This window comes from Neobacillus novalis NBRC 102450 (assembly GCF_001591805.1).
GTDB lineage: Bacteria > Bacillota > Bacilli > Bacillales > Cytobacillaceae > Neobacillus > Neobacillus novalis.
Genome location: NZ_BCVP01000017.1, coordinates 58065 through 80132 on the forward strand (window position 1 = coordinate 58065; position 22068 = coordinate 80132).

Annotated in this window: 18 protein-coding genes; 13 read left to right on the plus strand and 5 right to left on the minus strand. The window is 41.7% G+C overall.

Translation table 11 applies throughout. The annotated features are described in order from the left end of the window. Positions 1-68: 68 nt before the first annotated feature. Entirely contained in the window at positions 69-926 is an 858-nt protein-coding gene (locus BANVL01_RS14970) for a 5'-methylthioadenosine/S-adenosylhomocysteine nucleosidase (RefSeq protein WP_066147935.1), read from the minus strand. A 498-nt stretch (positions 927-1424) separates the two neighbouring features. Here BANVL01_RS14970 and BANVL01_RS14975 point away from each other — a divergent pair, with 498 nt between their 5' ends. The 7 genes from BANVL01_RS14975 (at position 1425) to BANVL01_RS15005 (ending at position 10248) form a co-directional block, all read left to right on the plus strand. After that, entirely contained in the window at positions 1425-3770 is a 2346-nt protein-coding gene (locus BANVL01_RS14975) for a glycoside hydrolase family 65 protein (protein WP_066092459.1), read from the plus strand. Between the two features lie 28 nt (positions 3771-3798). Next, complete coding sequence (locus tag BANVL01_RS14980; RefSeq protein WP_066092457.1) at positions 3799-5046, plus strand: sugar ABC transporter substrate-binding protein; 1248 nt, start codon at positions 3799-3801, stop codon at positions 5044-5046. 73 nt (positions 5047-5119) lie between these two features. Beyond that, positions 5120-6001: a carbohydrate ABC transporter permease gene (locus tag BANVL01_RS14985; RefSeq protein WP_066092453.1), complete on the plus strand. Its 882-nt coding sequence runs from the start codon at positions 5120-5122 to the stop codon at positions 5999-6001. A gap of 5 nt (positions 6002-6006) precedes the next feature. After that, on the plus strand, positions 6007-6834 hold the full coding sequence (locus BANVL01_RS14990) for a carbohydrate ABC transporter permease (protein ID WP_066092450.1): 828 nt from the start codon (positions 6007-6009) through the stop codon (positions 6832-6834). A gap of 18 nt (positions 6835-6852) precedes the next feature. Further along, entirely contained in the window at positions 6853-7518 is a 666-nt protein-coding gene (gene pgmB / locus BANVL01_RS14995) for a beta-phosphoglucomutase (protein ID WP_066092447.1), read from the plus strand. A gap of 71 nt (positions 7519-7589) precedes the next feature. Next, complete coding sequence (locus tag BANVL01_RS15000; RefSeq protein WP_066096983.1) at positions 7590-8606, plus strand: LacI family DNA-binding transcriptional regulator; 1017 nt, start codon at positions 7590-7592, stop codon at positions 8604-8606. A gap of 28 nt (positions 8607-8634) precedes the next feature. Continuing rightward, on the plus strand, positions 8635-10248 hold the full coding sequence (locus tag BANVL01_RS15005; protein WP_066092444.1) for a glycoside hydrolase family 13 protein: 1614 nt from the start codon (positions 8635-8637) through the stop codon (positions 10246-10248). A 188-nt stretch (positions 10249-10436) separates the two neighbouring features. Here BANVL01_RS15005 and BANVL01_RS15010 read toward each other — a convergent pair whose 3' ends face one another. Together BANVL01_RS15010 and BANVL01_RS15015 are read right to left on the minus strand one after the other, a co-directional pair. Further along, positions 10437-10787 carry a hypothetical protein gene (locus BANVL01_RS15010; protein ID WP_066092441.1) on the minus strand — a complete coding sequence of 117 codons (351 nt, stop codon included), beginning with the start codon at positions 10785-10787 and terminating at the stop codon, positions 10437-10439. A gap of 24 nt (positions 10788-10811) precedes the next feature. Further along, the gene (locus BANVL01_RS15015) at positions 10812-11723 is read right to left on the minus strand and encodes a reverse transcriptase-like protein (RefSeq protein WP_066092437.1); all 912 of its coding nucleotides are present in this window, start codon (positions 11721-11723) and stop codon (positions 10812-10814) included. Positions 11724-12357: 634 nt separating this feature from the next. On the opposite strand from BANVL01_RS15015, the gene BANVL01_RS15025 reads away from it, so the two are divergent. Then, on the plus strand, positions 12358-14967 hold the full coding sequence (locus BANVL01_RS15025; RefSeq protein WP_066092431.1) for a right-handed parallel beta-helix repeat-containing protein: 2610 nt from the start codon (positions 12358-12360) through the stop codon (positions 14965-14967). A gap of 273 nt (positions 14968-15240) precedes the next feature. Here the strand turns inward: BANVL01_RS15025 and BANVL01_RS15030 are convergent, their stop codons facing one another. Further along, on the minus strand, positions 15241-15639 hold the full coding sequence (locus BANVL01_RS15030) for a VOC family protein (protein WP_066092428.1): 399 nt from the start codon (positions 15637-15639) through the stop codon (positions 15241-15243). 186 nt (positions 15640-15825) lie between these two features. On the opposite strand from BANVL01_RS15030, the gene BANVL01_RS15035 reads away from it, so the two are divergent. After that, entirely contained in the window at positions 15826-16815 is a 990-nt protein-coding gene (locus BANVL01_RS15035; protein WP_066092425.1) for a LacI family DNA-binding transcriptional regulator, read from the plus strand. Between the two features lie 92 nt (positions 16816-16907). Here the strand turns inward: BANVL01_RS15035 and BANVL01_RS27815 are convergent, their stop codons facing one another. After that, positions 16908-17069 (minus strand): hypothetical protein, encoded by a 162-nt coding sequence (locus BANVL01_RS27815; protein ID WP_169803182.1) that lies wholly within the window; start codon positions 17067-17069, stop codon positions 16908-16910. Between the two features lie 83 nt (positions 17070-17152). Between BANVL01_RS27815 and BANVL01_RS15040 the strand changes: the two genes are divergently transcribed. The 4 genes from BANVL01_RS15040 to BANVL01_RS15055 all read left to right on the plus strand — a co-directional run bounded on the left by BANVL01_RS15040 (position 17153) and on the right by BANVL01_RS15055 (position 22061). Beyond that, positions 17153-18328, plus strand: a complete 1176-nt coding sequence (locus tag BANVL01_RS15040) for a galactokinase (protein ID WP_066092422.1) — start codon at positions 17153-17155, stop codon at positions 18326-18328. Positions 18329-18343: 15 nt separating this feature from the next. Next, positions 18344-19861 (plus strand): UDP-glucose--hexose-1-phosphate uridylyltransferase, encoded by a 1518-nt coding sequence (gene galT / locus BANVL01_RS15045; protein ID WP_066092419.1) that lies wholly within the window; start codon positions 18344-18346, stop codon positions 19859-19861. Between the two features lie 80 nt (positions 19862-19941). After that, positions 19942-20988, plus strand: coding sequence for an aldose epimerase family protein (locus tag BANVL01_RS15050; protein ID WP_066092416.1), 1047 nt, complete (start codon positions 19942-19944; stop codon positions 20986-20988). Positions 20989-21188: 200 nt separating this feature from the next. Continuing rightward, positions 21189-22061, plus strand: a complete 873-nt coding sequence (locus tag BANVL01_RS15055; RefSeq protein ID WP_066092413.1) for an EamA family transporter — start codon at positions 21189-21191, stop codon at positions 22059-22061. The last annotated feature ends 7 nt before the right edge of the window (positions 22062-22068 follow it).

Genomic DNA, 22068 nt, shown 5'->3' on the forward strand with positions numbered 1-22068 from the left:
CGTCTTTTATCCTGTGTTCTGTACAATTTAGAAGCGCATGAAGGAACAGGCTCCTCGTCCCATTTTTACTAATTCGCCAAGCGGGACAAGGAGCCTGTCCCCATGGCCTTGACAATCTCAATGGCAAATTCGGCACAATATCGCCCGGCGGTTACTAAAGCTTCTATTTTATCCCCTGAAACTTCAGAGTTTGAGACGGTTCTGACTGATAGGAAGGGAATGTTGAAGCCTTTTGCTACTTGTGCAACGGATGCAGCTTCCATTTCTTCGACACTTGTACCTGCATTCTTGTGGAACCATTGAATTCGGTCTACTTCCCTGTTCCAAAAATCGGAACTGCCAACTTTCCCAGCCACTACTTTCCCATGTCTATACTTAGGGGCGGCACGTAACGCTGCTTTCACAAGGGCGGGGTCGCTTTTAAAGGCTGCGTACTCCTTTATTTCCCCATTTTCTCTCATTTCTGTTTCGACGAATTTCCATGTTTTCGGACGAATTCCCTGACCATCATCTAAATGCTCCGACCTAAGCCTGCCGATATTCATCACCTCTACACCAATCACAGAATCAAATACATGGAGCTTCGGGTCATGTCCTCCTGCCGCTCCTTGATTAATAATCGTCCGAGGATGATAGTGTTCGATCAGTAATGCGGTGGAAGCAGCCGCATTTACCATGCCAATTCCGGTTCTTGAAATGACGACGGGAATCCCCTTTATTTTTCCAATATAATAGGTATAATTACCATGGGTTTCTTGTTTATAGTGGCCCATTTCTTTAAGAAGAACAGAAATCTCAATATCCATCGCCCCTTGAACAGCAATGGGCAGATTGTCTTTTTGGTGGCTGCGTGCTGCTTCCTTTGTGGAAGGAAATCCAGCTAGAAAAAATGCCATCATCATTAGTAACGCCGTAACAAACCTCATCCAATGACCTCCTCCTAAGTCGGAATCCTCCAACTTGATGGTGCAACATACTACCGTTCGATTTAGGTTATATTATCTTTCAGTGAAGACGAATCTATCCAACAGCACGAGAGTATTCTTTTTGGCAATGATTTTACCTTCCGTAAAATTGCTTAATGGGCGTTGATAGTTCCACGGACGAGGTACTGGCTCCCTGTCCCAGTTTTATTATACGAGTTAATTTTACTGTCCCCAAGGACCTCTCACGGGACACGGGACGGTCCGAGACCACTGAAGGGTACAGTTTTCGACAAACTTTGTCATAATTCTTCCACAATTAATTATTTGACAAAGTGAGGATAGCGTTCTATACTAAATTTGTAACAGTTACTAAAACGTTTTCGGAAACAAGTATATTTTTTTCTAAAAAAACTAAAACGTTTTCATTCAATCATTAGAACTAATCTTTAAATTTTTTTACCAGAAAACTAAAACGTTTTCGAAGGGAGTTATTTCAACATGATGAACTATTCTTTAGGAAAAGGGGAGCATCAGAATTGGGTTGTCTCTGATGTGAATTTTTCCGAAGACAGTTTAGGGAAAAGCGAAGCGATTATGTATCTTGGGAACGGATACATGGGTCTGCGCTCAACAACAGAAGAGCCCTATCTAAATGAAGTGAGAAATTGCTTTGTAGCAGGTACTTTCAATAAGTTTGATGCGAACGAAGTGACGGAGCTGCCAAATATCGCAGATGTAACGCGTGTCGATATTCGCATTGATGGTAAGCGCTTTAGTTTAGAATTTGGCGAAACGAAAGAGTATGTGAAACAGTTAAATTTAAAGACGGCTGAATTGATTCGCACGTTTGATTGGGTATCGCCGCAAGGAAAGGAATTGCGCTTTCATTTTCGAAGATTTGTATCGCTCGAAAATCTTCATGTAATCGGAATGAAAATGGAAGTCGAAGCCTTAACTCACCCAGTAGTCATAAGCTTTGATTCAGGGATTAACTCACAAATGACGAATTCGGGTGCGCAGCATTTCCATGAAGGAGAGCGGAGAATTTTCGATAAACGGTTCGTTCAGCTGATTCAAACGACAACGGAATCGAAAATCGATGTGGTTGTTAATACGGTTCATAAGGTTATGGTGAACGGGAAAGAACTTGAAAAAGAACCAATAATGGAAATGGACCGCCGTAAAGTCTGGCTTCACTTCGAAACGGAATTGCAGCAGAACGATACATTAACGGTAGAAAAGTTAACAACGGTGCATACGAGCCGTGACAAAGAAGCCGGTCACGAACCATACGATTTAGATCGTTTACGCGAAATCTCGCTCACTAATCTTCGTCAAGCGTTCGCCAAAGGCTATGAAACATTATTTACGGAAAGCACGGCTGCATGGCAAACGAAAGTATGGGATCGCAATAATTTCCATATTGAAAGTGAAGATTCGTATGATCTCCTCGCCTTACGATTTGCGCTCTACCATTTAACAATTATGACACCGGCGCATGATGAACGAATGGGAATTGGTGCAAAAGCATTCAGCGGGGAAGGATATAAAGGCCATTCCTTCTGGGATACAGAAATTTTTATTCTGCCATTCTTTACGTATTCAAACCCTGAAATCGCAAAGTCTCTATTAAAATATCGTTATCATGGCTTGGCTGGGGCTAGAAAGAAAGCGAAGGAAAATGGCTTTGATGGCGCGATGTATCCGTGGGAAGCTGCTTGGCCGACCGATGGTGAAGTAACGCCTGTCTGGGGAGCCGTCGATATTGTGACTGGAGAGCAGACAAAAATTTGGTCCGGGTTTATTGAACAGCATATTACCTCTGATATTACCTTTGCAGTCTGGCAATATTACCAGATTACTAATGACCAAGAATTTATGGACAAGTACGGCTATGAAATGATTTTTGATACGGCGAGATTTTGGGCAAGCCGCTTAGAGTGGAACGAAGCGAAACAAGAATACCATATCAATTGTGTCGTTGGCCCGGATGAGTATAAAGAGCATGTCGACAATAACGCATTTACCAACCATATGGCCCATTTCAACATCAAACTGGCGATGGAATATTATCGAGAATTAAAGACAGATCGTCCTGAATTGTTCGCTAGCTTAGAAGCAACGCTAGAGCTAGAGAAAGCGTACACATTGTGGACTGAGAAAATCGACAACATCTATTTGCCACAGCCAAGGCATGAGGATCTTGTCATTCCGCAGGATGATACGTATTTAAGCAAGAAAATCATCGATCTAGAGAAATATAAAAATCAAGCAAAAGTAGGCTCGCTCTTCCGTGAATACAATTTAGCGCAAGTCAATGAAATGCAGGTGACCAAGCAAGCGGACATCATGATCCTGTTCCTGCTCTTGGAAAATAAGTTTGGCCCTGAAGTCAAACAAGCAAACTTTGATTACTATGAGCCGAAAACATTGCATGATTCATCGTTAAGTTTATCGACTCATTCGATTTTAGCGAATGATTTGGGTCATGAAGAAATGGCATATTCACTCTTTAAAAGAGCTACTGAAATTGACTTGGGTCCAGCGATGCATACTTCCGACCACGGTGTTCATGCCGCTTCAATCGGCGGGATTTGGCAGTCAGTTGTACTTGGATTTGGCGGTGTCCGGATGTTAGACGGAAAACTGCGTATGAACCCACGCTTGCCAAAGCACTGGCGGGAGCTGCGTTTTTCAATTAACTGGCATGGTAGTCCGTTACATGTTGAGATCACTAGCGATACGCTAACAATTAAATCTGAAACAAAAGATTATGTTGTCGTAGAGGTCTTTGGTCAATCCTATCAATTTGTTGAAGAAGTCATTATTAATATTAATAAGTAAAACAAATCATTTTAGGGGGTCAATTTTTATGAAAAAAATAGCTGCATTTGCACTTGCTACCTCATTATTACTCGGTGTTACCGCTTGTTCTTCGGGAGATAGCACGAAAACAACGGTAAAAGACGATACAATTACTTTAGCGGTATGGGGATCTTCTCCTGCTGAAACTAAAGGTCTTGAAACGACTGTAAAAAGCTTTGAAAAATCGACTGGTAAAAACGTGAAAATCGAAGTGATTCAAGATAATTTTCAAGATGCCCTAACAGCAAGATTTGCGGCGAAAAATGCTCCTGATGTCTTTTATATGGAATCATTTGCAGCACCAAAATTTATTAAAAGCGGTGTGTTAGCCGATATTTCAAACGATGTGAAAAATCAAGATGACTTTTATCAGCCGCTATTAAACTCTTTCAAAGATAAAGAGGGCAAATTATATGCGGTACCGAAAGATTATTCGACACTTGCCTTGTATGTGAACACGGATTTATTAGAAAAGGCAGGATACACGATGGCTGATGTGCCATCCGATTGGGAAGGATTGTTAAACTTCTCCAAAACCCTTCAAGGAAAATTGACAAAAGATCAAGCGGCAATGGTGTTTGATACATCGATGGCCCGTCACATGAGCTCATTAATTGCCAGCGGATTAGATCCAGTTACAGCTGAAGGAAAAGCAGACTTTACATCTAGTCCAAAAGCGCTTGATTATTTACAATCACTTATTGACGGACATAAAGAAGGCTATCTTAAAAATGCAAAGATTGATTTAGGCGTTGACTGGGCGGGTGCTGCCTTTGGAACGAATAAAGCAGTTATGATGATCGAAGGAAACTGGGTATTAAGTGCCTTGAAAACGGATTACCCAACGGTTAAATATGAAGCATTGGAAGCTCCTACTGTAAATGGAAACAAAGAAACGATGACATTCACAGTTGGCTATGCAATCTCAAAGGACTCTAAACATAAGAAAACGGCTACTGAATTTATTAATTACATGACAGGTGATGGCCAAAAGCAATGGAGTGAGCTTTCCGGCACATTCCCTACTCGCCAGTCGGTAGCAGATGCCATGAAACTTGATGAGGACAAAGTGTTAAAAGCACACATTGAAGGTGCAAAATATGGTACGGTGTGGTCTTCTGGTGTGAACCTGCCTGTTATTTCAGGTGCCTTTGATAATCAGTTCTTAGCGGCACTAAATGGCGATAAAACGGTTAACGATGCAATGAAAGCTGCAGAGAAAGAAGCAAATGACGAAATTGCACGTCAAGAATAAGGTTTAAGAATAGAGGGGGCGCATGATTATCTAGTATGCTCCCCTCTATTCTCCTTTACACGAGGTGAATGAGATGGGTAATAAGCGCTATCTGAATTTCCAAGGTTACTCCTTTATGATGCCCGCATTATTGGCGATCCTTTTCTTTACGATTGTTCCAGTTGTTTATGCGTTTTTCATGATGTTTTATAAAGTAGATATTTTATCTGGCGCAAGGACGTTTATTGGCCTTGATAATTTTCGAAAAATATTTGAAGACCCGAAGTTTTGGGCTTCGTTTACCAATACATTTCGTTATGTGTTAGTCGTTGTTCCGATTCAAACGATGATTGCGATGGCATTGGCGGCGTTATTAAATAGCAAAATCAATTTCAGCCGCGGTTTTTTAATGATCATGTTTATTCCAACATTAACCTCTTCATCGGCGATGACACTGATTTTTATGTGGCTGTTTAATAATAACGGATTAATGGCGAATGTGATAGAACAATTATTTGGCACGAAGGTTGAATTTTTAACGAATCCAAGTCTTGTTTTAACGGTTATTATGGCGATGAATATCTTTTCCACTGTTCCACATTTCATGGTCGTCTTTTTGTCAGGTTTGCAAGATATACCGGAAAGTTTATATGAGGCAGCATCTTTAGATGGGGCCAATTCCTTTAAGAAATTCCTTCATGTTACTGTCCCTCAACTGATGCCGATTACGTTTTATGTCATTACGATGGGTTTAGTAGGCTGTTTTCAAATCTTTGACCAGGCCTTTATCCTTTCAGGTGGTACAGGGGGTCCACAGAATTCTACTTTGACGTTCTCGCTGTATATTTATCAGCTGGCCTTCACCAGCAATGACATGGGTAGAGCAACGGCTTTAGCATTTGTACTCGGAACGATTATTTTCGCCGTCACTTATATAGTCAATAAACTATTAAAAGCGGACGAAGTAAATGGGTGATTAGAATGAAAAAGAATAATAAAAAACTTAAAATTATCGTCTATACATTATTAATTATTTATTCGATCTTTACCCTTGCTCCTTTCTTGTGGAGTATCTTGACCTCTTTTAAAACGACTGCTGAAATCGCAGCAGGCGGAACGATTTTTCCAGAAAGTTGGAGCCTTAAAGGGTATGAGACGGTCCTTGCTTCACAACTGCCGACTTGGGTTGTCAACTCCTTATTAGTTGCCTTACTTACAACCGGCATTAACCTTATTTTTAATACAATGGCAGGCTACGCTTTAGCCCGAATTGATTTTAAAGGGCGCCATGTCTTGTTCAGTATGCTACTCGCATTAATTATGATTCCATCGCAAGTGACGATGATTCCCTTGTATATCGTGGTAGCAAAGCTTGGGTTAGTGGATACGCATTGGTCGATTATTCTTACGACGATGATTAATATTGGCTATATTTTTATGATGCGGCAGTTTTTCGTTAACTTCCCAAGAGATGTGGAAGAGGCTGCAACCATGGATGGTTTATCAAAGATGGGCACCTTTTTCAGGATTGTGCTGCCGAATGCCAAGGCAGCCGTTGCGACACAAGCGGTGTTTGTCTTCATGGGTGTATGGAATGAATTTATGAAGCCATTGCTATTCATTTCAAGCCCTGATAAATACATGCTGACACAAGGGTTAAACTCGCTTGCGAAGGCTTATAAAACGGCGACGCAATGGGACGTCATCATGGCGGGCGCGCTTATTTCCATCATCCCAATTTTTATTATTTATATCGTGCTCAACAAGTATTTTATTACGAGCAATGATCAAACAGCTGGAGTGAAATAACAACTAAGGGAGACTATCATGTTAAAAGCAGTTATTTTTGATTTAGATGGAGTGATTACCGATACAGCTGAATGGCATTATGCAGCCTGGAAGGAATTAGCGAATCGTATCGGGATTGATTTTAACCGTGAATTTAATGAAGAATTAAAGGGCATCAGCCGCATGGAAAGTTTGGAAAAAATACTTGTGTTTGGCGGTAAAGCGGGTCTTTATAGTGAGTCGGAAAAGCTTGAGTTAGCCAAAACGAAAAATGACCAATATGTTCAACTTCTAACTAAAATGAAGCCGGATGATATTTTTCCAGGAATAAAAGAGTTGTTGGAAGAGTTAAAGGCAAAGGGTGTTTTGATTGGACTAGCGTCTGCCAGCAAGAATGCACCTGCAATTTTACAATCGCTCGAAATCACGAATTATTTTCAAACGGTTGTCAATCCTGATGAGGTGGAGAGAGGGAAGCCGGCACCAGATATCTTTTTAAAGGCCGCGGAAAAATTAGCGGTCTCACCAGCCGAGTGCATCGGGATTGAAGACGCAACAGCAGGAATTATGGCGATTAAGGATGCCGGGATGTTTGCTGTCGGTGTTGGTACCATTGAAAAAATGAAGCAAGCTGGGGCCGATTTAGTGGTTGAAGATACACGAGAGCTTGTTTTATCTGTATTATTGCGGGAATTTAACCAGTAATTTGTTGACGGGGAAAATAGATTAAAGATAATCTAAGGAAAAACGGTTTAACTAGGAAGTAGGTTTTGACGGTGGCTACGATTAAAGATGTGGCGAAAGAAGCCGGTGTTTCAATTGGCGTTGTATCAAAGGCATTTAACAATTATCCGGATATAAGTGAAAAAACAAAACAGCGGATTTTTGAAGTGGCGAAGAAATTAAATTATTCTCCCAATCTTGTCGCGAAAAATTTATCGTCAAAAAAACAAAATACGATTGGCATGATTACATCGGGCTTTTTTGATAGTGGTGTGAAGGATAATAATAATTCCTTCCAATTATTCAAAGGTGTTTATACCGCTGTGGAACAAAACCAATATGAGTTAGCGATCTATCTGATTGATTCACTGAAACAGAAACAAAAAAGCTATGCCCAATTTTGCAAGGAGCGAAATATTGGCGGGGCCGTGTTAGCAGGAATCCGTATCGATGATCCCTATTTTAAAGAATTAATTGATACCAACATTCCCTGCGTTATTTTGGATGTAAAAACAGGCAATGAAAGTGACTTTATCGGGAGTGTGTCAATCAATAATCGTGCCGCCAGTAAAGAAATGGCCCGCTATTTATTAAACCACCATCATCGGGATATCGTCGTGGTCGCTGGAAAAAAGGAAACATGGGTCAATGTGGAACGGACAGCGGGTGTGAAGGAAGCGATGGATGAGTACGGTCTTGAACTCAAGGATGAGAGCATTTTACCTGCTAGTTTTTCTGAAAGTGAAGCATATTTGCTGACAAAGGAGCTATTGGAGACGAGGAAACCGACCGCTTTCCTCTGCTTTAGTGACTTAATGGCGCTAGGTGTGATGAAGGCGGTTAAAGAAGCAGGTTTAAGGATTCCGGAAGATGTTTCCGTGACGGGTTTTGACGGCATTTTAATCAGTGAATTTAGCCAGCCTGGCCTAACGACGATTGAGCAAAACTTTTTTGAAATGGGCAAACAAGCGGCATTATTGCTCCAACAATTGATGGAAGGCACCTCTTCCGAAAGAAATATTTATGTGGATTATCAATTGATTGAACGAAATAGTGTTGGTTCGGTGTAGAGAGCGATTTAAAAAGGAATGATTATACGTGAATAAAACGTGGTGGAAGGAATCGGTGGTTTATCAAGTCTATTGGCGCAGTTTTTATGATACGGATGGCGATGGATATGGGGATCTAGAAGGGGTCATTCAAAAATTAGATTATATTCAAAACCTCGGTATCGATGTGATTTGGCTAAATCCATGTTATGATTCCCCTGATATTGATAACGGCTATGATATCGCGGATTATCGGTCGATTATGCCGAAAGCGGGAACGATGGAAACCTTTGAACGGCTTCTTCAAGAGGTGCATAACCGCGGGATGAAGCTCATCATGGATTTAGTCGTAAACCATACGTCTGATCAACATCCATGGTTTAAAGAAGCACAGTCGTCCAAGGATCATCCAAAAAGGGATTACTATATTTGGCGGAAAGAGCCAAATAATTGGCGTTCGTATTTCACCCCATCCGCATGGGAGTTTGACTTACGGACAGAGGAATATTATTTCCATTCCTTCGCTGTAGAACAGCCGGATTTGAATTGGGAGAACCCCATTGTTCGCCAGGAGATTTATTCAATCATGAAGTTTTGGCTTGATAAGGGTGTCGATGGTTTCCGCATGGATGTCATTAACCTGCTGGCCAAACAAGAAGGTTTTCCTGATGCAGAAAACCCTGAGGAAATCTCCTATCTTGGCAATAACCCTGGGATTCATGACTATCTGCAAGAGATGCATGAAGAAGTATTGAAGCATTATGATATTTTTACAGTCGGGGAAATTCCGTTCGTTACCCCTGAGGAAGGGCTTTTGTATGTAGGTGAAGATCGCCAGGAACTTCACACATTATTTCATTTTGAAGTCTGCGATTATATGGCTAATTGGGATATGGAGCGATTTAAAGAAATACAGCGCCGCTGGTATCAAGGGTTGTGGGGGAAAGGCTGGAACTCCCAGTTTTTAAATAATCATGATCATACTCGCTTGGTGACACGATTTGGCAATGACACAACCTATCGAGTAGAAGCGGCCAAATGTTTTGCGACCCTGTTACACATGCTCCCGGGAATGCCGTACATTTACCAAGGTGAAGAAATAGGGATGACGGGGGTCCGCTTCAACTCCATCGAGGATTATCATGATATTGCGATGAAAAATAAGTATCAAGAAGAAGTGGAAAAAGGCCGGGACCCTGAGGAAGTGTTCGCCAGTTTACTCCATCTCTCCCGTGATAATTCACGTACCCCTGTCCAGTGGGGCGATATGCCGAATGGCGGATTTACAAGCGGAACGCCGTGGATAAACGTAAATCCGAACTATAAGGAAATCAACGTTGCTGCTGCCCTAAATGATCCAGAATCAGTTTATTATTTTTATAAAAAATTGATCCAACTGCGAAAAGAAAATGATGTAATGGTCTATGGCAGTTACCAGGAATTATTGGAGGGCCATAAGCAAATTTATTCATTTATTCGCGAATTAGATGATGAGAAATGGCTTGTAGTCCTAAATATTTCCGAACAGCAAGTACAAATAAAACTGCCAGAAACCTTATCATTATTTGAAAAGGAACTCCTCTTGACAAATTATAATAATCAAGAAGAGCCAAATTCTGAACTACAAATGAGACCATACGAGGCAAGAATATATCTGCTTTAGGGACGGGGTTTCCTGTCCCCTTGGTCACTAAAATACGACACAAAATAGTAAGTTAGGTAGAATTGAATCATTTTCCGGGGAATATTGTTCTTTTTTCAGAGCAAAGCTTCGACAAATATTTCCTCTCCTGAGACGCCACAAAAAAGCCCCTTTCGTTTCCACAGCGAAAGGGGCATTTATCTTATTTTTTATTCGTCCTTAGTTTTTCGTTTTAAAACTTCTTCGAACATTAATCCACTTAAAAAAACTACTTCTTCAACCGGTTTTCCTTTAATCTGGTAAACCGTTTCCTTAAATCCAAAAAAGCTGCTGTTATTCGTTTTTCCGATCATTTTTCCAACTTCGAATTTTCTTTCTCCAGCTGTAGAATCATAGTATTCTATAAATGTATCGGGTTTGCCATAATAGATTCTATCTTTATATGTAATCGTATTTTGATCAACTTTATAAACATCTAAACTAGCATATCGAATATAAAATACTCCAATAATTACTACTGGTAAAAATAATAACAGAAGCCACTTTTTCTTTTTTAACACTAGTGCACCGTCATTTCTTAAATTCTATAAGAACTCTATTTCTTTAAAAACTTCTTTCTCATATTCCCGACTTAAACTATGAGCTTTCTGATAGAGCAAATTCTTTTTGCCGTTGTTCATTTCTCCTACATATTTAACAACAATTTTTCCCTTTAACTCAGTCCATAACTGATTTAACTCTAGCAGGTACGTCTTAACCGGACCTTCGTAACTGTTTACATCAATGGTGATTCCATTAGACCAAGATTTTTGGTCCGTCACGATTATGGCCTTGTTGAATTTTTCCTTTTTCATTATTTTTAATGCGTCCAGTAAGGCCAGGAGTTCACTTACATGTGGTTTTGTTGTTGTAATCTTTCTTACATTGGATACACCCATGGCTGTCTCTCTATTTTCAATTAAAATTAAACCGGACCCTGCCGTTTGATTGTTAAAATTGTACGACCCATCAACGATGATAATGGGAACGTCTATAGGAACATTGTTACCTAACGGAGTTAAGCACTTTTCCTTTGCTGGTCCAGTGGCTGGCGTTAGAGAACCCTTCCGGAAATAATCCAAGATATCCTGAATGTGGAAAAACTCCTTTTCTCCTACTCTTTCAAAAGGCATTCCCCTTTTACGGAGGCCCTGCAAGGTTTCTTTTGTGATCCTCAGTGTTGCCAAAACAACCTTTTGAGTGACATACTCTTTTAGTGTTCGTCCTTTGTTATCACGAAATTCACTCTCTAACCGCTGCTGCGGTGGCTGATAACTCTCGAGCCATTTCACTACCTCATTTTCCAAAAATCGATATTCATTGCCAATCAAATAATGCGGCATGCCATCCTTTAAATAGGCATTCATTTGAGCTTTGGATACTTTAAGCTTCCCAATTAATTCACCTCTTAAAAGTAAAGCAGCCGGAGATTTCTGTTTTGTTTTAATATCAATCACACTCACCCACGTCCATTCGTCTGTTGTATGGATAAATTATACTATTTGGAAGGGAAAAATTAAATAAAAATGGTAGAACTGGTAACGAATTCAATTGGGTGTCAGGCACCCCTCGTGGACAAAAGGAGATTTTGTCCACCCCACGTGGACAATGCTAATTCCGTGGGCATTCTGGGAGATTCACAGTGCTCATAGGAGAGGGGAAAAGTATCCGTCGGGCACTCTGGAAGGTTCACAGTGCCCATAGAGGAGGAAAAAAGCAACCGGCGGGCATTCTGGAAGGTTCACAGTGCCCATAGGGGAGGAAAAAAGCAACCGTCGGGCACTCTGGGAGGTTCACAGTGCCCATGGGGGAGGAAAAAAGCAACCGTCGGGTACTCTGAAAGGTTCACAGTCCCCGCAGGAACCAAAAAAAGTATCCCCCAGGCATTCTAGAAACAATCAAACCGAGGAATATCCCCTCGGTTCTTTGTTCTATCCTTATACCTATTTTTCTTTTAGGGGTGGGGGTTCTTTAGCCCTATCATCAGCATTTAGCCAAATAATTCAAACAATATTCCAAAGATTTTGAATTAAAAAGCCTCCAGAGATAGCCTATACTTTTTAGGACTATTAATTTTAAGGAGATGATTTATTGAAAGCGCTTACTAGATTTTGGGTGATGGTTCTATCTTTGGTCATGGTGGTGAATACGGTTCCCGGGATGGCATTTGCTGATGAAGGAACCCAACAGAGCAGGGACTCCTCTCAATTAAAATGGGAAACAATTTCATTCGGTCAGTCAACGGATTTGAATTTTTCCGCGAATGTCTTGCCTGGAAAAATTGGCACCAATTATGCAAAACCGGAAGTGCCGGGGTCAATTGACGGTGCAATTACATTAGAAAGCCGTGGTGGAAAATTAGCGCCAGGCCATGATGGATTAACATTCTATTATACAAAGCTTAATGCAAAGACCGATAACTTTGTCCTTGAGGCCGATCTCACGATTGAACAATTCGGACCTGAAACCGGCGCTGCGCCAAACGGCCAGGAAAGTGCCGGCATCATGGTCAGAGACGCCATTGCTGCCCCGCGCCAGGATCCAATGATTCTAGGCTATGAAGAGGTTCCGGCCGCTTCGAATATTTTTGGCGTCGGCATGATGCGCCACGGCATCAGCCCGATTTATCGGACAGGTGTGGTTTACCCTTGGGGTAATTTAGGCAGTCAGTTAAAAGCAACCGGATTTACAACCGATCCGGCGTATACCCTGCCAATCGGCACACCGGTCAGGGTTAAATTAGAAAGAACCGACACGGAATTCATCATGTCAACCACCTTCACGCATTCATCAGAAAAAAAGACGTTTGAACAGCGGGTGAAGGGGGCGGATCTGGTTCAGGTGCTCGATCCTGACCACATGTATGTAGGTTTTTACGCGGCAAGAAATGCAAAAATGACCGTAACGAATGCAAGCCTGACGCTTAGTGATGCTCATACGGTTGCAACGCCGCCGACACCGCCAGCAAAAGAAAATGCCGCGATGAACATTGTTTCCGCACCGGAGACGGGCTCTACCGATTACAATCTAAAAACACTAGCAAACTATGACGGTACCATTTCGGTAGCAAAAGATGGGAAAGAGATCGTCAGCAATGCTTCTGTTGTGAAGAACGAAGTGTATTCCTTCGCAGCCAAATTAGACAACGATACAACTGATTTTACCGTTGTTTATACGCCAGCAGGTGCGCCGTCAACAGCTGCGATTACAAAAAACATTCAGGTCACGAAAAAGATTTTTAACAAAGGGGCCGGGCTGTTCGTTTCACCAAAGGGCACAAGCGCTGCAAAAGGGACCATCGCTGACCCTATGGATTTAGAAACAGCAATCAAATACGTTCTTCCTGGAGGAACGATTTTTATGCGTGAAGGAACTTATTCGCCTTCTGCGATGTTAAACATTAAAAAAGAGTATAGCGGTGAAAAGGATAAACTGAAAACCCTTGCTGCCTATAATGGTGAAAAAGTAACCATCGATGGGCAAGCCAAGCTTACAAATGTGATTCAGCTGAACGGGGATTACTGGCATGTGGCGGGATTCCATGTGACGGGCGCCACGGCTAATGGAATGAGAGTGAGCGGCGATCACAATGTGGTCGAGCAAATGCTCTTCAACTATAACGGCGATACCGGTCTGCAAATTACAGGAAGTGGTACGAACCCTGATTTATGGCCGAAGTACAATTTGATTCTTAATTGTGAATCACATGATAACCGTGACCCTCGTGATGAAGATGCAGACGGATTTGCTGCGAAATTAGGGGTCGGCGAAGGTAATGTGTTTAAGGGGAATATCGCCCATCACAATATTGACGACGGCTGGGATTTATACAACCGGACGAATGAAGGCGCCAATAAGCCGATTACGCTAGATGGAAACATTGCCTATTCGAACGGAAAGCTGAGCGATGGCTATAACAAAGATGGCAATATGGGGAATGGTTTTAAACTCGGCGGCGAGGGTCTCCCGGTTGCTCATATCGTTCGGAACAATCTTTCTTTTGACAATAATATGGACGGATTTACCGATAATTTCAATCCAGGAAAAATGATTGTCGAAAACAACACTTCTTTTGATAACAAACGCTTTAACTATGTGTTCCGCATCAATCCGTACTTCACGGCTGAAGAACAAGGTATTTTTAAAAACAACCTTTCCTTTAGAACCAAGTCAGGTGCGGTGCCCGATTTCATTTCCGGCGCAGTCGATGAAACAAACTTCTTCTATGACGGAACAAAATCGGTGAACAGCAAGGGAACCATGGTGACAGAAAAGGATTTTGCCAGCCTGCAAGTACCAGCAGCGTTTGCCCGCTCTAAAAACGGAACGATTCAATTTGGTGATTTCCTCCGTTTAGCTCCTAAAAGCGGACTTAATAAGGCAGGCACGGGAAAAAGTTATGTTGGAGCACTTGCAGCAAACCCTGTGTCGATTAAAGTCGAGGGGCCAGAATCCATAAGAGAAGGGGAATCGGCGGAGCTTGTCGTCAAGGGAGTTTACGCTGACGGCTCTGTCAAAACACTGACTGCCGATATTATGTATTCAAGCAAGGACGCAGCGATTTTAGCAGTTAACGAAGATGGATCCATTCAAGCCGGTAAAAAAGGAAAAACCATGATCACGGTTTCCTATCACGGCCTGAAAGCAGAACACCCAGTCCATGTAAAAAACATGCCGCCGGGGCAGAAAAAGAAGCAATAGGTTACTACGTTGAAAAACCTGTAAAAGAAAACGACGATCAAGATTCGTAACGGGTTTACTTGTGAGCTGCAAAATAAGAAACAAATCATTTCTTAGATCAAATCACAAATAAATAACAAGCTAATATACATTACAAACCACTCAAAAAATGAGCTTGGGAAATCCCCAAGCTCATTTTCATTTTTAATTGTATTATTCAACTAAGCCCCTAGTTGAATAACTAATGCTTTTATGATGATGGGTATCAGCAGGAAAACATTCATTTTTTCATTGTTATTTAGGAAGATTTAATTGCCACGAAACTCCGAAGCGGTCATTTACCCAACCGAATTTTTTACTGAAACCATAATCGCCTAAAGGCATCAGTGCTTGTCCACCTTCAATTAGTTTTTGATAAAGATTGTCAAGTTCCTCTTCAGTATGACAGGTAAGATAGATGGAGAACGACGGTGTAAAGGAAAACTGATGCTTCACATTACTGTCAATGCACATAAATTCTTGTCCTTTTAAGGTAAAAGTTGCGTGCATCACAGTTCCTTCATCTCCACTTTCATTCGCACCATATCGAACAATACTTGTAATTGCTGAGTCCTCAATGAGGGATGTGTAATAATTCATCGCTTTCTCTGCCTTACCGTCTTGAAACATTAAGAATGGTGTTACCTTTTCCATTATTAATCTACTCCTTGCCATTAAATTGACCTTTAGTTTTTATTATACGTTTTATGGTGTGATTTATCTATGCTGTCTTAAATCCGCAAAAAGATGATTGACAATTTCCGGCAGCGACGGTATAGTGAGTTTAGTAAAAATTTTACTAAAATATAATGAGGAAATCGATGAAAAAGAGGGATTTCTATGGCTACCATTAAGGACATTGCTGAACGGGTTGGTTTTTCGATTGCGACTGTATCGAGAGTGCTTAACTATGATACAACCCTTTCGGTCAGCGATGATACAAGAAGGAAGATTTTTCAGGCGGCAGAAGATTTATCTTATCGAAAAAAAACGGAACGGCATCTGTCGACTTACAAAATTGCTGTTGTCTACTGGTATACCGAAGCAGAAGAATTAAACGATCTTTATTATATGTCCATTCGCTTAGGTGTTGAAACTGAATGCGAAGTTCATAAACTACCTATGACCAAATTGTCGCTTGACCGGTTGTCTACTCTTCAAGGAGAGGAGATTCATGGAATCATTGCGATCGGCAAGTTTAGTCCAAAGCAGGCGGAAGATATTTGCAAAATCACCGAAAATATCGTGTTTGTCGATTGTTCTCCTGACGACGATCATTACGATTCAGTCGTAAGCAACTTTGAAAAAGCAACGATCAATGTCCTTGACCATTTAGTGGAACAAGGGCATCAGAAAATTGGTTTTATTGGCGGACAGGAAAGCTATAAAGATCATACCTCCGATATTCCAGATCCGAGACAAGTGACGTTTAAGCAGTATCTTGAAGACAAGCAGCTTTATAAGGAATCCTATGTGTATTGCGGGGAGTATTCTGTTAATGAAGGCTACAGACTAATGAAGCAGGCCATTAACGAGCATCAGGAAGACCTGCCAACGGCCTTCTTTGCCGGGAATGATTCGATTGCGATTGGCTGCATGAGAGCCTTACTTGAAGCGAACATTTCAATCCCCAATCGAGTAAGTATTATTGGAGTCAACGATATTAGTATTTCGAAATATGTTTTCCCGCCTTTGAGTACAGTTAAGGTTTACACCGAACTGATGGGGAAAACGGCTGTGAACCTATTGTTAGAGAGATTGACTGACCGGCAGGTGGCAAAGAAAGTAATTCTATCTACTCAACTGGAAATACGCGAAAGCAGTAAATAACAATTTTAATGAGTAAAGGATTTTAAAAAATGAGCGCTGTAATGGTGCTCTTTTTACGTTTTGGGAGTGGGTAAAACATCTTAGGTAAAATTTTAGTAAAAATATTGACCCAGTTTTACTATTCCTATAAAATAGACATTGAAGGCATTTTCAGAGGCCTTAGAATTACTCGTACCGTTATCTAGCAAAAATAAGACCAAAAAAATTTGTGAAATGACAGGTTTCAAAATAGGTGTAGCTACTTCGGCTGCCAATCAATATATTCATTTCCAGTTAAAACAAAGTAGCTAGTTTCATCCGTTCTTTTACTAGCTGGACAAAAAGGGTGGTGGGGTTAATGGACATTAATAGATTGAAATTAAAATTTCAAGAGGTTTTCTCTGCTGGGGAAGCTGCTGAACTTCGTACGTTTTTTTCTCCCGGGAGAATTAACTTAATTGGAGAACATACCGACTATAACGGTGGATATGTATTTCCTTGTGCCATTACGTATGGTACCTATGGAGTTGCAAGAAAACGGGAAGATCGCCAGGTGAGAATGTTTTCAATGAATTTTGAAGATAAAGGAATTATTGAATTCTCGCTGGATAAGTTGCAGTACGATGCGGATCATAGCTGGGCTAATTATCCGAAAGGGATGATTCGTTATCTTCAAGAATTCAGCCGCGAAGTACCAGTTGGGCTCGATATCCTTATTTATGGGAACATTCCCAATGGGGCCGGGCTTTCTTCATCCGCCTCACTTGAAATGCTGACAGGTGTAATCGTTAATGAAATCTTTGAATATCAGATCGACCGGATTGATTTGGTAAAGCTCGGAAAGAAAGTAGAGAACGAGTTTATTGGTGTAAACAGTGGAATTATGGACCAATTTGCCGTGGGCATGGGGAAAGAGAACTGTGGCATTTTACTCAACTGTAATACGCTGCAATATGAGTATGCGCCATTAAATTTAACGGGATATAAGATTATTATTATGAATACAAACAAACGGAGAGAACTTTCTGACTCCAAATACAATGAAAGAAGAAGGGAATGTGAGGCAGCTCTTACACTTCTACAGCAAGATCGTGACATTCATTCATTGGGTGAATTAAGTGAGAGTGATTTTGAAACAAGCAGGCATCTCATCGATGATGCGACCCTTGTTAAAAGAGCAAGACATGCGGTTTATGAAAACCAGCGGACGTTACGTGCGTCTGATGCACTGAAAAAAGGCAACCTGGGGAAGTTTGGCCAGTTGATGAATGCCTCCCATGTTTCATTACGCGATGACTATGAAGTAACGGGTGTTGAGCTCGACACACTTGTGGAGACGGCGTGGGAACAGGAAGGTACGATTGGTGCCCGGATGACAGGGGCAGGATTTGGCGGCTGTGCCATCGCCATCGTCAACGATGAAAACGTCGAAGCATTCGTTGCAAACGTCAGCAGCCAATATAGGGACAAAATCGGCTTTCAAGCAACCTTTTACGTGGCTAGTATTGGTGAGGGCGCAAAAGAACTTGCATGACTAGGAGTGAGCGACATGACTGTTTATTTCGTATTAAATCAGCTTGTTAGAAAAGCGATATCGTTAAAAATGATTGAATCTGATGATGAGATCTATGCTCGAAACCAAATCATGTCTCTTATCGGTTTGACGGATTTCCCGGAGCACCCAGAGTCGAGCCCGAGAGACATTAACAATCTAGCTCTTCAAGACACTTCCGATTTGTTGGATAAATTAGTAGAAGCCGCTGTCGAAGCGGGTGCTATCGAGGATTTGTTTGATGAAAAAGAAATCCTCAGCAGTAAAATCATGAATGTTTTTATCGATAAGCCCTCCGTGGTAAACAAGTTTTTTTATCAAAAATGGGCGGTAAATCCGGTGGAAGCAACAGATTATTTTTATAAGCTGAGCGAGCAAAGCAACTATATCCAAACGAAAAGAATCGCCAACAATATCAGCTACAAAGCCGAAACACCATATGGTGAATTAGATATTACGATTAACCTTTCCAAGCCAGAGAAGGATCCAAAGGAAATTGCCAGGGAGAAGGAGCGCAAAGCTGCTTCGGCTGCTAATTATCCAAAGTGTTTGCTTTGTGTAGAGAATGAGGGCTATGCCGGCAGAATCGGACATCCGGCCCGCTCAAACCACCGGATGATTCGCCTCGAACTAACAGAGGAGCCTTGGTTCTTCCAATACTCCCCCTATTCTTATTATAATGAGCATTGCATTGTGTTATCCGGCGAGCATCGCGATATGGCCATCACGAAGGATACCTTTAAGCGGTTAATGGAGTTTGTAGAAAAATTTCCGCACTATTTTATCGGCTCAAATGCAGACCTGCCAATTGTCGGTGGATCGATCCTTACCCATGACCATTATCAAGGTGGAAACTATACGTTTGCGATGGCCAAAGCTCCTGATGATCAGGTGTTTCAAATACCGGATTATCCTGGTGTTCGGGCAGCTACTGTTAAATGGCCGATGTCTGTTATCCGTTTAAGAGCAAAGGAGCAGGGCGAATTGCTGAATGCTTGCGTGTCCATTTTAGAAAAATGGAAGCAGTACAGCGACGAGGCTGCGAATATTATTGCCTATACAGGTGAAACAAGACATAATACGATAACGCCGATTGTGAGAATGAGAAATGGCGAACTGGAAGCAGATCTCGTCCTCCGTAATAACCGTACGAATGATGAGCATCCGCTAGGTATTTTCCATCCTCATAGCGATGTGCACCATATCAAAAAAGAAAATATCGGCCTGATTGAAGTAATGGGCCTGGCGGTATTACCGGCACGTTTGAAGACGGAGCTGCTGGAGGTCGAGAAGTTTCTGCTTGATGAATCGAATCAAATTGCCGACTATCATACTCCATGGGCAAACGAAATGAAAATCCGGTATGCAGGGGAAATCACGACTGAAACCGTTACGTTTATTGTCCAAAAAGAGGTCGGTTACAAATTTTTGCGGGTCCTTGAAGATGCAGGTGTGTTCAAGCGGAGTGAAGAAGGACAAAAGGCATTCCAAAGGTTCATCCACTCTTTATCATAAAATCTATATTTTGATGCGGTGCAGCCCTAATTCGGCTGCTCCATTCGTACATAGAAAAAATTGCTGTAGGAGGCAATCCGATGAAAATTTTACAAGAGTCATTTGGCGAATTAAATGGGCAAGCAATCACGGCTTATACGATGGTGAATGATCAAGGTATGGAAGTTACTGCGATTGATTATGGCTGCATCATAACAAAAATCATGGCGCCTGATCGTAATGGCACATTTGAAAATGTGGTACTTGGTTTCGATACAGTCGACGAATATGCGTTACATTCCCCCTATTTTGGTGCGGTCGTCGGACGGTTTGCCGGGCGTATTGCCGGTGCTGAGTTCGAGCTTGAGGGGAAGAAATACTTGTTAGCTAAAAATAATAATGGAAACCATCTTCATGGCGGTCTGCAAGGCTTTGACAAGATCGTCTGGGCAACGGAAACCGTCCAAAAGGCTGATGCCGTTAGTGTCGTCTTTTCTTATTTGAGTAAGGATGAGGAAGAAGGTTATCCGGGCAACTTCGATATAAAGGTCACGTATACGTTAACAAACGATAATGAGCTCCAGGTTTCCTATACGGGGGAAACCGATCAAACGACCTTGGTCAATGTAACCAACCACTCCTATTTTAATCTGAGCGGCGAGTTAAAAAGAGATATATTAAATCATCAATTAACACTAAAAAGCGACCAATTTCTTGAGCTCGACCCTGATTTGATTCCAACTGGAGAATTCTTGAGTGTGGAAAATACGGCCTTTGATTTCCGAAATGGCCGGAAAATTATCGATGGTGTGCAATCGGAACATCCACAGAATATTCTCGCCGGCAAAGGCTTTGATCATCCGTTTCTATTAACAGAAAATCAAAGTGGAGAAATCATTTTAGAAGATGAAGAATCCGGCCGTGTGTTAACGGTTGAAACGGATCAACTTGCTGTGGTTCTCTATACGGGCAGCCAAATGACCGGCGGCTACTCCGTTCGCGGGGTCCCAGTTCGCAGGTACCTTGGCTTGTGCCTAGAGACACAAGGCCTGCCAGACTCCATCCACCATGCCCATTTTCCATCCTCCATCCTAAAAAAGGGCGAGCAATTCGAATCAATGACAAAGTACCGGTTTGGCGTATTGTGAAGCAGGGACGAGGGGATACCTCGTCCCATTGTTCGTTTAAGTGAGCCTCTGTCATACTTTAAAACCAAGGGTCAGACCTGCTCCTATAAATCAATAAAGTAGAACCTCATGGTATCCGAGCTCCGTATGCTATACTTATATTTTAGAGATTAACAGTATTTACATTAAAAGGATTATTTTAAAGATTAGGAGAGAAAGATATGTGGTTTGTTTTTGCAGTTGCCGCTGCCAGCTGCTTTGGTTTAAGGGGAATTCTTTATCATTGGACGTCACAGCGGCCGATTGATCGTAATCTTCTGCTGTTGGGCGTCTATTTATCCGGTACTCTCATCACAGTGACCGGTAATCTATTCATTCAGCAATCGTGGTCAACAGGGGCATTGTTCGGAATCTTAATGGGTTTATTTTCGTTTATTGCAAACGCTTCAATGTATAAGGGCTATGCTGTCGGCAAAGCCTCCATTGTTGCTTTATTTACAGGACTGCCGCCGCTGGTTGTTATGATTGTTGCCTTCGTTCTGTGGCGTGAAGAATTAACCGCTTGGCAATTCACGGCGTTCTTCATTGTCTTGAGCGGCCTGATTCTGATCAAATACTCACAGGATTTGAAGCTCAACCAGTTAAAAGGGATTCAATGGGGAGTTTTAACCATGCTTTTCTTCGGATTTACCGATGTGTCGGTAAAACAGGCTACTTTGTCCGGAGCTGCTACACTCCCTATTTTAACCGTCATGTTTTTAACTGGCAGTGTCTTGTTCGGCATTTCATGGGCGGTAAACAAGTCAAAAGGAACAGCATCATCAAATGAAGAAGATTCCCCTAACAAATGGACAATGAAACGAACTTTAGGGTGGGGCATGATCGTAGGGATTACAAATGCCGCAGGAATGCTCTTAATCTTTCCTGCATTTCGTGACGGGATTACGGGAATTGTTTCCGCCATCGTTGCGATGAACGTAGCGTTCGTCATTTTATATGCACGCTTTTATTTGAAGGAAGATTGGAACAAACGGGAAATAACGGGACTTTCGATGGCCTTTGTGGGCATACTTATCCTTCGAATTGCCTCTTAAGAGTGGG